Genomic DNA, 13,476 nt, shown 5'->3' on the forward strand with positions numbered 1-13,476 from the left:
GGGACGGTTCATCCGTTGTTTTGCGACCGACCGTTCATCGTAACGCCATCTCCGCGCGGGACGATCTAACGTGTGCGTTTCCGGTGGTCCGCCTATGTCGGAGTTGTGCCGATGGGGGTTATCCGTGGTGACGACCGAGCCACTTCTGCGATTGGTGCCCGGCCCGCTCCCGGTGCGAAAACGGCGGCTGTTCCGGTGGGTTTTCCTGCCGATCTCGACATTCGCGCTCGGTGGAATATTACTGCTGTTGTTCAGCGGCACCGTCCTCGTGCCGTTCGAGGGAAACGAGCCGGTCGAGGGGATAACCGGCTCGAAGGGCGCGTTCTTCAACGACGACACCGTGAAGCGGGAACTGTTGCGCCACCACATCAAGGTGCACGTGACCGATGTCGGCTCCCGCAGCATCCTCGCCCGCGACTTCGCAGGCGTGGACTTCGCGTTCCCGTCCGGCGCGCCCGCCGCGCAGCAGATCAAACAGAAGGCGGCCGGGGCGGCGCGCGACCCGGTGCGGGTGTTCACCAGTCCGCTGGTGCTCGCGACCTTCCGCGAGTTCGCCGAGACACTGCAGGCCGCCGGGGTCGCCACGCCGCAGGACGCGGGGCCGGGGTCGTTGTACTACAAGCTGGACATGGCGGCTTTCCTCGACCTGGTCGACGAGGGGAAGCGCTGGTCGACGCTGAGCGTGCAGGACCACAACGGCGGTCGCCGGATCGACAACGTGATCGTGGCCCAGACGTCGGACTTCTGTTCGGCGAACTCCGCGTCGAGCTACCTCACCCTGGTCGCCTACGCCCGCGGCGCCCAGCGGGTGCCCACCGACGTCCCGGCCGCCGAGCGGCTCGGCGGCGAGATCAAGAACCTGCTCGACGGGCAGGGCCGCACCGACGACGCGCTGGCGGGCACCTACCTCGCCGACGCCAACGTGGCCAGGACGAAGCCGATCGTGGTGATCTACGAGCACCAGTACCTTGAGCACCAGATCCGGCGCAGCGCCACCCCCGCGGGTCTGGACCGCGACCGCGTCCTGCTCTACCCCGACATCCAGCTGATCGCCGAGCCCGAGTTCATCCCGCTGAGCGACCGGGGCGAGGCACTCGGCAGCCTGCTCGCAGGCGACGAGGTCCTGCGCACTCGTGCTGTCGAACTGGGCTACCAGCTCAACACCGTGCAGGGCGACGCGGAATCGCTCAACCGGCTGCTCGACGACAAGCACATCCCGATCCCGCCGCAGATCAACTCCACCGTGGGCGCGCCCGGCCTGGACGAGCTGGAGGCCATGATCAAGGCGGTGTCCCCGTGCCGAAGCTGAGGGTGCTCGGCGTCGTCGGCCTGCTGGTGGCGAGCGTGCTGGCCGGGTGCGGGGCGGACCCGCCGGAGGAGGAGCTGTCCGTGCTGGCCAGCTCCGAGCTCGCCGACATGGGCCCGCTGCTGGACGACCTGCACAAGGACACCGGTGTCCGGCTGCGGATGGACTTCCAGGGCACGGTCGACGCCAGCAACGCGCTGGTGCCGCTCGGTCGTGACCGCCACCAGGCGGCCTGGTTGTCCACCGACAGCTATTTCCAGCTCAGGCTGGCGAAGTCCGGTTTCACCGGCGAGCCGCCGCTGGCCAAGCACACGATGGTGTCCTCGGTGGCCATCGGCGTGAAACCGGCCGTCGCGCAGACCCTGCGGTCGAGCGCCGCCGACGGGCAGGTGTCCTGGGCGGACGTCGCCGAGCTGGCGGCAGCCGGGAAGCTGCGGTTCGCCATGGCCGACCCTCGACACAGCGGCAGCGGGCTCACCGCGTTGATCGGCATCGCCACCGCCGCCGCGGGCACCGGCAAGCCGCTGCGACCCGAGGACGTCACCTGTGACCGGCTGCACGGCCTGTTCGCGGGCCACGCCGCCGCCGACACGGCGCAGGACGTGCTGGAGACCTACCGGCACGATGAGGACGGGCTCGACGGGGTGGTCAACTACGAGTCCACGCTGCTGTCCCTGAACGCGCGCGGCGGCCTGCGCACCCCGCTGGAGATCATCCGCCCGAAGGACGGGGCGGTGCTGTCGGAGTACCCGATGCTGCTGCTCGACCCGGCGAAACGGCGCGCCTACGACGCCGTCGTGGAGTGGCTGCTGCGGCCGGACAACCAGCGGAAGATCATGGAACACACGTTCCGCAGGCCGGTCACCGCCGACGTCGACCCGGTCGAGCAGCTGCGCGTGCCCATCGGCACCGCCCTGTACTTCCCGGACCGCCAGGACGTCGTCGACCGGCTGCTGACCTACTACGAGACCGAGTCCCGGCCCCGCGACGTGATCTTCGTGCTGGACTACTCCGGCTCCATGCGCGGCGCCTCGATCGCGGCGCTGCGGGCGGCGTTCGACGGGCTCAGCGGCGCGGACGACACCGACAGCGGCAAGTTCGCCCGGTTCGCCACCGGCGAGCAGGTGACCGTGGTGCGGTTCGCCCAGCAGGTCGCGGGCGAGCAGACGGTCAAGGTGACCAGGCCGGAGGACCTGGACGAGCTGCGGCGGTTCGTCGCGGTGGAGGACTTCGGCGAGGGCACCGCGGTGTGGGGGGCGCTGGAGCGCGGCTACCAGGTGGCCGCCGACCACCTGCGCGAGAACCCGGACCGGGTGGTCTCGATCGTGCTGATGACCGACGGCCTCAACAACGCGGGCCCGACCGCCGACGACTTCCTGCACCGCTACCCGGACTTCCCGGCCCACGGCGTCCGCACGTATGCCATCCGGTTCGGCACGGCAGGCGCCGCCGAGCTCGACCGCGTCGCCACCGCCACCGGCGGCCACATGGTGGACGCGACCGCGACGTCCCTGCCCACCGCGTTCAAGGAGATACGAGGCTGTGAGTGACAGCGGACTGTGGTGGGCGGTGTGGTGGCCCTGGCTCGTGCTGTGGGGCGCGGTCGTACTCCTGGTGGCGGCCGCCGTCGTGGTCCTCCTGGTGCTGGTGCGCACCCACCGCGCCCAGCTCGCCGACCAGGGCGCGCTGAGCCGCGGCCACGAGCACGGCCAGGTCTGGTACCTGGACAACGACGCGGTCATGGACATGTACCGGGGCAACAACTCGGCACTGCGCAGCGAGGTCGAACGGCGGATCACCAGCAGCAAGGGCGTCGTCCTCGGCGTGGTGGTCCCCGGGGTGGACGCCAAGGGCGAGGCGTCGGCCTCGCAGGAGGTGGTCACCAAGTTCGTGCAGGAGGCCGAGCCGATCACCGTGGTCAAGCTGGTCGTGGACATCCTCGACCGCGCGCACAACATCGTCCACGTCGACCTGCGCAACCAGCAGGTGCCCTGGCACACCGCCCGCGAACAGCTGCTCGCCCGCGGCCCCAGGGGCGGCGACATGCGGCTGTCGGACATGGTCGGCGTGTACGTGTCGATCTCGGCGGTGCTGCACCGCGCCGAGGACAACGGCGACGGCGTGGTCTTCCTGGCCCCCTACGGCCAGGGCAAGCCGGGGGACGGGCCGCGCATGCGGGTCCGGTGCGTGCTGGGCGGCCTGCGGGTCAAGGAGCTGAGGGTGACCTCCGCCCAGTGCGTCGGCAAGGTCGTGCTGTGGGACGACGACCTGCGGGAACTCGTGGTCGACCCACTGGTGATCTTCCGCTGACGGCCCTCCTGCCTGCGGGTTCGGTTGCTTTTCGAGTGCGGGGTAGGGGTCCCTCGGGTTCAAACCCCCCATCCGCCCGCCGGACCGGCGATGCTCGTATGCGTCGGGGAGCACACGTAGCGAAGAGGAGCCAGAGATGACCGAGAACGAGATGACCGCCCTGCGTGACGTCGCCGACGACGCCGTCCTGTTCCACCGCGGCTGGCTCGGCGGCCCCGAGGGCTTCCGTTGGGCCGCCGACGGCGCCCCCGCGGGTTACGTTCCCCAGTGGGAGTGCGAGGCCCTGGCCCGCCTGGTCCGCCGCGGCTACATCGTCATCGAGTCCGCCCTTGGCGTGCACGACGCCGTCGTCCGTGTCTCGGCGGCGGGCGCCGACCTGATCGACCTCCCGATAGCGGCCTAGGACCTAGGCCCCGGCCCGTGCGCGGGCCACTCGATCACCGGACAGCGGTCCATCACGAACCGCACCCCAGCCGCCCGCACCCGCTCACCCGCGGCCGGGTCGAGCACCCCGAGTTGGAACCACACGGCCTTCGCGCCGATCGCGAGAGCCTCGTCGGCAACGGGACCAGCGTCCTCGGAACGTCGGAAGACGTCGACGCAGTCCACTGGGAAGGGAATGTCGGCGAGAGTTCGATACCCCGGTTCACCCCACACGGTCTCCGCACGCGGATGCACGGGCACGATCCGTTTGCCGTGCCGCTGCAGGAACCGGGCCACCCCATGAGCCGCCCGCGCCGGATTGTCGGCCAACCCGACGATCGCCCAGGTCGCACAATCGGCCAGCATCCACCGGATATCCTCCGGATCGGCCCAGTTCGTCATGCGTCCACAGTAGGGCCTCGACCCGGGGCGATGCCGCAGGCGAGCAGTCCTCAACCCCCAGCCCACATCCTGGACCCCCTGCTAGCGTCCGCACGTGGTCGATCACACCGTCACAGTCCTGGGCGCCACCGGCAAAACCGGCCGCCACGTCGTCACCCAGTCCCTGGAACGCGGCTGGCACGTCCGCGCGGCCGGACGCCGACCAGCCCCGGCAGGCGAATACACCCCCTTCGACTGGGACGACCCGACCACCTGGAAACCAGCCTTCGACGGCGCCGACGCCGCCTACCTGGTCATCCCCTTCAACCACCCGGGCGCCCCCGAGCGAGCCCCGGACGTCATCGCGGCCGCATCCGACGTCCCCAAGATCGCTCTACTCTCCACCATCGACGTCGACCACGCCCCGGATGACGACCCCACCAAACGAGCCGAACAAGCCCTCCCACCCACCGCAGCCAAGATCCGCCCGACCTGGTTCCTGGACAACTTCACCATCGGCTCCTTTCGCGGCATGCTGGATTCCGGCGAACTCCGCCTCCCGGCAGCCGAAGCCAGGTTCCCTTTCGTCGACACCCGAGACATAGCCGCGGTGGCAGTAGCCGCCATGGCCCCCGACGGCCCCTCCGGCCCGCTTCCGGTCACCGGCCCGGAATCGGTCGACCACCACGCCGTGGCGCAAGCCTTCCACGACGCCCTGGGTACGCCATTCCGCTATATCCCGGTGGAATCAGCGGAGTTCATCGAACTGCTGATGGCCCGAGGGTTCACCCACGACTACGGCGCCTTCCTGGCCGACGCCCTCGCCAAGGTGGCGGACGGCAGCTTCACCATCCCCGTGGCCGACACGGTCCGGAAATACGTCGGCCGCCGCCCCTACACCCCGGCGGAGTTCGCCCGCCACTACGCGCGCACCCTCAGCTGAGAAACAACCTCCCATGCCCCACGACGTCCCGAGTGGACGTTCCGGCAGTACGCAGGCAATGCCACAGACAGGCCTGGTTCGACGTCACGACCGGCACCCCGAGATCCGCCTCCAACGCCGACACGGCCTCCGCGCACCGAAACCCGTTCCCGGCCAACAGAACCCCATCGGCGTCCTCGGGAAAGCCACCCCGAACCTGCCGATAGACATCCTCGGGCCGAACCTCCCACTGCGCCCCCGCGTCCCACACCTCCCAAGGCCGCATCTCCCGCCACCCCCGCCCCAACTCGAACCGCCGAATGTCCACCGGCTCGTGGCCTGCCGAGGTGAAGAACTCCCGCCCGGCAGCCACGATCTCGTCCTTGAACCAAGGCGGCACCACCACATACGGCCGCGAAACCCCCACAGCCGCCAACGCCGCCGTGCTCGCCTGCGCGGCAGTCACCACCGGTATCCCGCCTGCCCGCGCACTGGCCTGTGCCGCGAACTGGGCGTCGAACCGCGCGCCCCCGAACAGGCTGCTGGTCGTGAAACACACGCAGATCACGTCCAGCCGCATGCCGCCCAGGAACTCCAGGCCACGCGCCACATCCGGCGACTCCGCCACCACCCGGGCAGGATCCTCGCCATAGTCCGAGGTCCCCGGCTTGCGCGGGCTCTCGAAGCGGGCCGCGCAGATCGACACCCCCGGTGGCGCCATCGTCCAGAACTCGGACTCCGCCACCGGGTCCTTGTCGATCACCAGCACGCCCAGCGCGGCGCGCCATCCCCAGCGGTCACCGGGCACGGGCCTGCTCCGTGGGTTTGCCGAGCCTGACCCGGTTCTCGGCGAACGCCAGGGCCGCGAGTACGACCACGGTGCCCACGATCATGTTCCAGGTGATCGACTCCTGCAGGGTGACCAGGCTGATCAGCACCGCCGTCACCGGCACCAGGTAGTTCACCGCCGACGCGTTCGCCGCGCCCATGTCGCCGATCAGGCGGAAGTACACCAGGTACGCCAACCCCGTGCCGACCACGCCCAGCAGCAGCACGCTCAGGCCGATGCCCCAGGTCGGATGGGGTGTCTTCCAGGGGAAGAAGGGGGTCACGATCAGCTGCAGCAGGGTGGCCATCAGCACCTGCGACGTTGCCGACACCAGCGGCGGGATGCCCTTCTGCGCCAGCATCTTGCGCACGTAGACCGTCTGCGCCGCGTAGCAGGCCGCCGCGCCGAGCACCGCGAGTTGGCCGCCCAGCGAGCCGCCGGAGGTCGACCACGGGCCGATCACCAGCACGACGCCGATGAAGCCGACCAGGAACCCGATGCCCTTGCGCCAGGTGGCCCGTTCGGCGGGCAGCGCGGCGGTCACCGCGGCCAGGGTGAACAGCGGGGTGGCCGCGATCAGCACCCCGGCCATGGCCGCGCTGGTGCGCTGCTCGCCCCAGGCCAGCAGCAGGAACGGGGCGATCATGCCGAGGATCGCGGTGATCGCGGTGTGCCCCCAGACGGCCGCGCTGCGGGGGAGCGAGCCCCTGGTCACGCGCAGCACGGTGAGCAGCACGACGGCGCCGAGGAACACCCGGGCGAGCACCAGCTGCGCCGGGGTGAGTCCGTCGACGGCGACTTTGATGAAGGTGTAGCTGCTGCCCCAGATCAGGGACAGCAGGACGAACAGGATGACGTTCACACGGCTCATGAGGGCGGTTCCTAGACGAGGGCGGGTGCGGGGATGCTGGCCAGGCCGTCCTGCAGGGCCTGGTCGGTCAGCGCGTCGTCGGGCAGCGACCCGGCGAGGTAGCGCTCGTAGGCGACCAGGTCGAAGTCGCCGTGGCCGGACAGGCCGAGGAGGATCGCTTTGCCGACGCCCTCCTCCCGGCAGCGCAGGGCCTCGTCGATCGCGCCGCGGATGGCGTGCGTCGACTCCGGGGCGGGCACGATGCCCTCGGCGCGGGCGAACAGCACCCCGGCCGCGAAACAGTCGTTCTGCCGCACCGCCACCGCCTCCATCAGCCCGTCCTCCACCGCTCGGCTGATCACCGGCGCGATGTTGTGCGCGCGCAGGCCGCCCGCGTGCACGGCGGGCGGGATGAACTTGTGGCCCAGCGTGTGCATCCGGAACAGCGGCGTCAAGCCCGCCGAGTCGGCGTGGTCGTAGGCGATCCGGCCGCGGGTCAGCGTCGGGCAGGCCGCGGGCTCCACCGCGATCAGCCGGACCGGTGGGCCGCCCGCGAGGTGACGGCGCAGGAACGGGAACGCCAGCCCGGCCAGGTTGCTGCCGCCGCCTGCCGCGCCCACCACGATGTCCGGGTGGTCGTCGGCCAGTTCGAGCTGCTTGATCGCCTCCTGGCCGATGACGCTCTGGTGCGCGCACACGTAGTTCAGGCCGCTGCCCCGGGTGTAGCCGTACTCCGGATGGGCGTACGCGAACTGCAACGCCTCCGACTTCGCCACGCCCAGGCTGCCCGGGTGGTCCGGTTTCTCGGCCAGGACCGAGCGCCCGGACGCTGTCTCCGTGCTCGGGCTCGCCGTGCACACTGCGCCATAAGTCTCCATGAGCGTGCGGCGGTAAGGCTTCTGCTCGAAGCTGACGCGCACCATGAACACCTTGGCGGCCATGTCGAACAGCGACGCCGCCAGCGCGACCGCGCTGCCCCACTGGCCCGCGCCCGTCTCGCCGACCAGGCCCGTCTTGCCCGCCAGCTTGTTGTAGTAGGCCTGCGGGATCGCGGTGTTCGGCTTGAAGCTGCCGGTCGGTGCCACGCCCTCGAACTTGTAGTAGATGCGCGCGGGCGTGTCGAGCGCCTTCTCCAGCCGCCGGGCTCTGAACAGCGGGGTGGCCCGCCACTGCGCGTACAGCTGCCGTACCGGCTCCGGGATCTCGAACTCCGGCGCCTGGCTCAGCTCCTGCTCGACCAGCGCGGGCGGCATCGAGCGGGCCAGCGCGTCCGCGCTCACCGGCTCGCGGGTGACCGGGTCCAGGATCGGGGCGGTGTTGCCGACGTCCGCGGCCGGGTTCAGCCAGGTGTGCGGGATGTCCGCCTCGGTCAGCTCGTACTTGATCTTGTCCATCGGGTGCTCCTAGCGGGCCTCGGTGGTCAGCGAACCCTCGGCCAGCCGGTCGTCGGTGCGGAACAGCTTGGGGTGCGCGGCCCGGATGCCGGACACCACGGTGTCGTAGGGGAAGTCGGCGAACTCGCCGCGCATCCGCAGGAACTCCATGTGCCTGCGGCCCTGCTCGTCGTAGGGGTGGTAGAGGCTGTCGGACCGCCCGTCGAAGTCCAGCGGGGCGATCTTGTAGAGCTTGCAGAGCAGCTTGGTGAACACCGGGGTCGCCTTGACCCACCGGCCGTCCAGGTGGACGGAGGTGAGGCTGTGGAAGCAGAACACGTCGCCGCCGACCAGCTCCCGCAGGCGTTCGGAGGCCAGGTGGTTGCGGACGTCGCCGTAGACGATGCGGCTCGGGATGCCGACCGCGCGCACGACCGCCGCGTACACGATGGACTTGTGCACACAGAAACCCCGACCGCGGTTGATGATCGCGCTCGCGGTGAACTCGGCGCGGGTCATCCGGCTGCCGTAGACCTCGTAGTGGATACCGTCGCGCACCGCGTAATACAGCGCCACCGCCTTGTCGATATCGGTTTCCGCGTCATCGGGCATGGCCCGGTCGATGAACTCGCGGACGGTGTGCGAGTTGTAGTCCAGGAACTCGGTTTCCTCTGTCAGATCAACAAGATCTGTCATCTACAGTCCCATCATCGCGGCGACGCGCTGCCGTTGGATCTCGGACGTTCCGGAGTAGATGGGCCCGGCGACGGCGTTGCGCACGTCCTTCTCGATCCCGTACTCGGTCATGTAGCCGTAGCCGCCGAACACCTGCACCGCGGCCAGTGCGGAGGCCAGGTTCGCCTCGCTCACCACCAGCTTGGTGATCGCGATGTCGGTGGTGACGTTCCGCCGCGCGGTCAGCTTCTCCGCCGTGTCGTAGAGCCACTTGCGGGAGGTCTCCACACCGACACGCATGTCCACGAGCTTGGTCGACACCGCCTGGAACGACCCGATCGCCTGCCCGAACTGCTTGCGCGTGCGCGCGTACTCCAGGCACCGCCGCAGCCGGTGCTCCATCTCGCCCAGGTTGATCACGAAGGAGAGCAGGATCTCCCATTTCATGACGTGGTCCAGGATCAGGAACCCGGCGCCGACCGAGCCGATCACGTTGGCCTTCGGCACCCGGACGCCGTCCAGGAACAGCTCGCCAAGCGGGGACGTGCGCAGGCCCATCTTGGCGATCGGCGTGCCGACGCGCAGGCCGGGGGAGTCGCGGTCGACCAGGAACGTGGAGATCGCGGACGGGCTGCCCGGCTTGCCGGTGCGCGCGTACACGACGAACGTGTCGGCGATGGGACCGTTGCTGACGAACGACTTCGAGCCGGTGAGCACCCAGTGGTCGCCGTCCGGCTCGGCCGTGGTGCGCATGGCCATCATGTCCGAACCCGCGTCCGGCTCGCTGATCGCGTGCGCGCCGATCGCGCCGCCGGAGCACACGCCGGGCAGGTAGCGCTGCTTGAGCTCGGCGGAACCGAAGCGGCGCAACGGGATCCCGGTGCTGACCATGTGCGTGGACACGGAGAACGCGAACCCGCCGTCCCGGCAGCTCTCGCCCAGTCCTTCCAGGACGTACATGGTGGTGAGCAGGTCGGCGTCCAGCCCGCCGTGCTCCGCCGGGAACGGCAGGCCAAGCAGGCCGGACTCGCGGATCAACGCCCAGCCCTCGGTGGCGAACTCGGCGGCGGCGTCCCGGTCGAGGTGGTCCTTGCCCGCCGCCGCGCCCAGGTCGACGGCGGCGGCGCGCAGGGCCCGTTGCTCGTCGGTCCAGGTGATCACGGGGCGCACTCGTACTGCGAGAAGCCGTCCGCGTCCAGGTTGTGCCGTTCGTCGCCGCGCAGCGCCGGGGAGAACACGCTGATCAGCTCCAGGTCATGGTCCGGGCCCGCGATGAGGAAATGCGCGTCGTGCTCGTCGAGCGCGTAGAGCACACCGGGGGATAAGGGGAAACCCCTACCGTCCACGGTCTGCACCTCGCCCACCCCGGCGATGCAGTAGCAGGCCTCCAGGTGGCTGCGGTACTGCAGGCGGGACTTGGTGTTCGCGCGCACGGTGGTGTGCGCGACGGTGAACCCCATGTTGTCCTGGCGGAGCAGGAACCGGTAGCTGAGGCCGTTGCCCCAGTCGACGCAGGCGACCTCGGCACGGCTGCGGACGATCATGGGGTGGCCCCTTTCAGGAGTGCGGACTCGACGAACGCGTCGATGGCCCGGACCGACCGGAACTCGGCGGGGTCCAGGTCCAGCTCGTCGACCGGCAGGTCGTGCCGCTCGCCGAGCCAGGCGATCAGGCGCAGCAGGCCGAGGCTGTCCACCACGCCGCTGTCCAGCAGGTCGAAGTCCGGGTCCAGTTCGTCCGGCCGCACATCCGGGGCGAACTCCGCGACGACGTACCGGGTGATCTCGGTGATCCGGTCGGCATCCATCCGCGTCAGACCCTTTCCGCCAGGAGCTTCTTCCGATCGACCTTGCCGGTCGAGGTGCGCGGGAACTCCGCGCCGATCAGTTCCACCGCGCTCGGCACCGCCGTGCGCGGCAACAGCCGGGCGCAGTGCGAACGCAGCGTGAGGCTGTTGGGCCGGGCCTCGCCCACCGGGCGCACCAGCGCGTGCAACCGGTACCCGGCCTCGTCGTCGGGCAACGCGAGCACGATCGCCTCGGTCACGTCGGGGTGGTTCAGCAGCGCTTCCTCGACCTGCCGCACGTTGGTCCGGACACCGCGCACCTTGACCTGGAAGTCGGCCCGACCGTCCAGGTGGAACACGCCGTCGGGGGTCTGCCGCACCAGGTCGCCGGTGCGGAACCAGACCCGCCCGTCCTGCTCGACCCACCGGTCCGCGCGCGCGGCGTCGAGGTAGCGCTCGGCCTGGAACGGCGTGCTGACCAGCAGTTCGGCGCCGTCGAGCCGGGCATGGACGCCGTCGATCGGTCGGCCGATGGGGACGGGGGTGCCTGCCGTGGGGTCGGTGTCGTGGACGAAGCTGTCGTTGGTCTCGGTGCAGCCGTAGATGTTGCGGATCCGGGCATGGGGGAACCGTTCCGGCAGCCGGGCGAGCAGCCCCGGCGGCATGGCGTCACCGGTGTGCACGAGTTCGCGGACAGCCGGGAAGACGGCATCGGTGGCGTCCAGGAGCTGCCGGAAGAAGAGCGGCACGGCCTGCACGACCTCGACGTCCGCACTGGTGAACGCCCGCGCGAGGGCGCGCCCGTCGAGCGCCCGGTCCGGCTCGGCGAGCACGACGTGACCACCGGCTCGCAGCGTGGTCCAGACGTCCAGCAGGCAGAGATCGAAGTTGAGCGGCGCGTGGTTGAAGACGACCGAGCCTGCGCCGATGCCGAACGCGGCCGCGGCCCACTCGGTGAACCGGTCGACCGCCGCCCGGGGCAGGGGGACGACCTTGGGCAGGCCGGTGGAACCGGAGGTGGTGAGCATCGGCCCGACACCATCGAGCTCGGGCGTCCCGACCGCATCCTGGACGTCCTTGACAGGAGGGATGTCCTTGCCGGTCTGGATGTCCTTGATGGTGAGGTCCGCGTGCACGACCTGTCGGCAGCCTGCCTGGGCGCGCAGGGCCGATCTGGCCTCGGCACCGAGATCGGACGGCGGCAACAGGAATGGCCTGCCCTCGACCCAACACGCCGCCACCAGCGCGATCGCCTCCGGCGACTTGCCGACCACCAGATCGACCGCCCCGGTTCCGGCGGCCACCACCCGCCGGGCCTGGTCGATGAGCGCGCGCAGGCCGCGATAGGAGATGTCGACACCTTTGTAGGTCGCCGCCACGCCATTGGCGCGGGCATGGACGAGCCCGGATAAATCGACCTCCATTGCCGCCCCCGACCGAAAACCACCATTTCCGTTTGTTGTCCGTGCACGCTAGCGACGTCCCCGTTACCTGGGCAAACCGCCGAACGGGTGACGCGGGCCCGCTGGGTCCGGTGTGGACCAGCGCGGGGTGCTCCGAATGCAGTCACGTTCCCAATTGGGGGTCGCCATTCAATTGTCAACGCATTGCGACGCGCTGGCTATAGGCGGGGCGGGAGCGGTGGTGTATGGGGTGGGGTCCCGATTGGACGGACGAATAGGGGCGTCGGTCGAACGTGGGCGAGGCGCCGCGCCGGGGCGTCGGCGATCCGCCGATCGGGTGATGCCTGGCGCGGGCGGATACGTTGCCTGCCCCGGGGCCGAGGGAAGGATCGTGCTGAAGCGCTTTCGCCGGAATCGGAATGACGTGAGCGGACAGGTCGACGCGCGGGGGATCGTGCAGGCGGAGACCATCCACGGCGGGGTGCACTACCACGCCGAGCGCGCGGAGTCGTCGGGGGAGAAGCCGATCACCGGGATCTTCGAGGTGTTCGCCGAGTCGGAGCGGTACGTGTCCGCGGACCCGACGGTCTTCCGGGCGCACGGGCACTTCATGCGGATCACCGTGGAGGCCGTGCCGGACCGGGCCGTCGTGCTCACCGGGCTACGGGCCAGGGTGGTGTCCAGGCGTCGGAGCGTCACCGGCTATCTCGGGCACCTTGGTCCGGTGTCGGTCCGGCCGTTCGTGGTGGATCTCGATGCCGAGGAGCCGCTGGCCCGCCCGAACCACGGCGTGCCGGACTTCCCCTACACCGTGACGCCGCACCAGCCCGAGGTGTTCGAGGTGAAGGTCGTCACCACCGACCGCGAGGTGCGGTGGCGGCTGGAGCTCGGCTGGCTCTGCGCGGGCCGGGCCGGGAGCACCCTGATGGACGTGGCAGGCGAGCCGTTCCGGAGCTCGCTCTGACGTTGGCGGACGCGGGGATGGTCCTTGACGATCTGTTGGCCGCGCGCCGAACACGGTACTGATCTACGCGACCGATCCAAGCGGCGCTGTGGTGCGGGTCTCCGGGTGGGGACGTAAACCCGTCGCCGCCCGATACGACGATCGTCGTGGGACAGGCAGGTGATGGTGTCGGGCTGTCCGGCGTGGTTCCGGGTCGGGCCGGTTCGGTCGGATTTCGGCGAGCGCGGCCGCGGTGTTCTGGCGGAATGCCAGTT

At 70.1% G+C, this 13,476-nt stretch carries 15 protein-coding genes; 6 read left to right on the forward strand and 9 right to left on the reverse strand.

What is annotated here, in order from left to right:
• The first annotated feature begins 127 nt into the window (after positions 1–127).
• From C503_RS37770 to C503_RS0103870, 4 genes are all read left to right on the forward strand, one after another.
• Positions 128–1,309 carry a hypothetical protein gene (locus tag C503_RS37770; RefSeq protein WP_018680888.1) on the forward strand — a complete coding sequence of 394 codons (1,182 nt, stop codon included), beginning with the start codon at positions 128–130 and terminating at the stop codon, positions 1,307–1,309.
• Positions 1,297–2,856 (forward strand): VWA domain-containing protein, encoded by a 1,560-nt coding sequence (locus tag C503_RS0103860; protein WP_018680889.1) that lies wholly within the window; start codon positions 1,297–1,299, stop codon positions 2,854–2,856. Before C503_RS37770 ends, C503_RS0103860 begins: the two co-directional genes overlap by 13 nt.
• Positions 2,849–3,616, forward strand: a complete 768-nt coding sequence (locus C503_RS0103865; protein WP_018680890.1) for a hypothetical protein — start codon at positions 2,849–2,851, stop codon at positions 3,614–3,616. Before C503_RS0103860 ends, C503_RS0103865 begins: the two co-directional genes overlap by 8 nt.
• A gap of 136 nt (positions 3,617–3,752) precedes the next feature.
• Entirely contained in the window at positions 3,753–4,019 is a 267-nt protein-coding gene (locus tag C503_RS0103870) for a hypothetical protein (protein ID WP_018680891.1), read from the forward strand.
• On the opposite strand, the gene C503_RS0103875 is transcribed toward C503_RS0103870, so the two are convergent.
• Positions 4,016–4,441 carry a CoA-binding protein gene (locus C503_RS0103875; protein ID WP_018680892.1) on the reverse strand — a complete coding sequence of 142 codons (426 nt, stop codon included), beginning with the start codon at positions 4,439–4,441 and terminating at the stop codon, positions 4,016–4,018. The genes C503_RS0103870 and C503_RS0103875 overlap by 4 nt on opposite strands.
• Positions 4,442–4,535: 94 nt before the next feature.
• On the opposite strand from C503_RS0103875, the gene C503_RS37775 reads away from it, so the two are divergent.
• Entirely contained in the window at positions 4,536–5,363 is an 828-nt protein-coding gene (locus C503_RS37775; protein WP_018680893.1) for an NAD(P)H-binding protein, read from the forward strand.
• Here C503_RS37775 and C503_RS0103885 read toward each other — a convergent pair.
• The 8 genes from C503_RS0103885 to C503_RS0103920 are packed head-to-tail and all read right to left on the reverse strand — an operon-like array spanning position 5,356 to position 12,279.
• Positions 5,356–6,150 carry a maleate cis-trans isomerase family protein gene (locus C503_RS0103885; RefSeq protein WP_018680894.1) on the reverse strand — a complete coding sequence of 265 codons (795 nt, stop codon included), beginning with the start codon at positions 6,148–6,150 and terminating at the stop codon, positions 5,356–5,358. The genes C503_RS37775 and C503_RS0103885 overlap by 8 nt on opposite strands.
• Complete coding sequence (locus C503_RS0103890; protein ID WP_018680895.1) at positions 6,140–7,042, reverse strand: DMT family transporter; 903 nt, start codon at positions 7,040–7,042, stop codon at positions 6,140–6,142. The genes C503_RS0103885 and C503_RS0103890 overlap by 11 nt, the downstream gene beginning before the upstream one ends.
• An 11-nt stretch (positions 7,043–7,053) precedes the next feature.
• Positions 7,054–8,415 carry a TrpB-like pyridoxal phosphate-dependent enzyme gene (locus C503_RS0103895; RefSeq protein WP_018680896.1) on the reverse strand — a complete coding sequence of 454 codons (1,362 nt, stop codon included), beginning with the start codon at positions 8,413–8,415 and terminating at the stop codon, positions 7,054–7,056.
• A gap of 9 nt (positions 8,416–8,424) precedes the next feature.
• Positions 8,425–9,090, reverse strand: coding sequence for a transglutaminase-like domain-containing protein (locus C503_RS0103900; RefSeq protein ID WP_018680897.1), 666 nt, complete (start codon positions 9,088–9,090; stop codon positions 8,425–8,427).
• Positions 9,091–10,230 (reverse strand): acyl-CoA dehydrogenase family protein, encoded by a 1,140-nt coding sequence (locus C503_RS0103905; RefSeq protein ID WP_026315958.1) that lies wholly within the window; start codon positions 10,228–10,230, stop codon positions 9,091–9,093. It abuts the gene before it with no gap.
• A complete protein-coding gene (locus C503_RS0103910) occupies positions 10,227–10,613 on the reverse strand; it encodes an ectoine synthase (RefSeq protein ID WP_018680899.1) in 387 nt (128 codons plus the stop codon). Before C503_RS0103910 ends, C503_RS0103905 begins: the two co-directional genes overlap by 4 nt.
• Entirely contained in the window at positions 10,610–10,876 is a 267-nt protein-coding gene (locus C503_RS0103915) for a phosphopantetheine-binding protein (protein ID WP_018680900.1), read from the reverse strand. The genes C503_RS0103910 and C503_RS0103915 overlap by 4 nt, the downstream gene beginning before the upstream one ends.
• A 5-nt stretch (positions 10,877–10,881) precedes the next feature.
• The gene (locus C503_RS0103920; RefSeq protein ID WP_018680901.1) at positions 10,882–12,279 is read right to left on the reverse strand and encodes an AMP-binding protein; all 1,398 of its coding nucleotides are present in this window, start codon (positions 12,277–12,279) and stop codon (positions 10,882–10,884) included.
• Positions 12,280–12,682: 403 nt separating this feature from the next.
• Here C503_RS0103920 and C503_RS0103925 point away from each other — a divergent pair, with 403 nt between their 5' ends.
• Positions 12,683–13,222: a hypothetical protein gene (locus tag C503_RS0103925; protein WP_026315960.1), complete on the forward strand. Its 540-nt coding sequence runs from the start codon at positions 12,683–12,685 to the stop codon at positions 13,220–13,222.
• The last annotated feature ends 254 nt before the right edge of the window (positions 13,223–13,476 follow it).

It is taken from the genome of Actinokineospora enzanensis DSM 44649, assembly GCF_000374445.1.
GTDB classification, from domain to species: Bacteria; Actinomycetota; Actinomycetes; order Mycobacteriales; family Pseudonocardiaceae; genus Actinokineospora; species Actinokineospora enzanensis.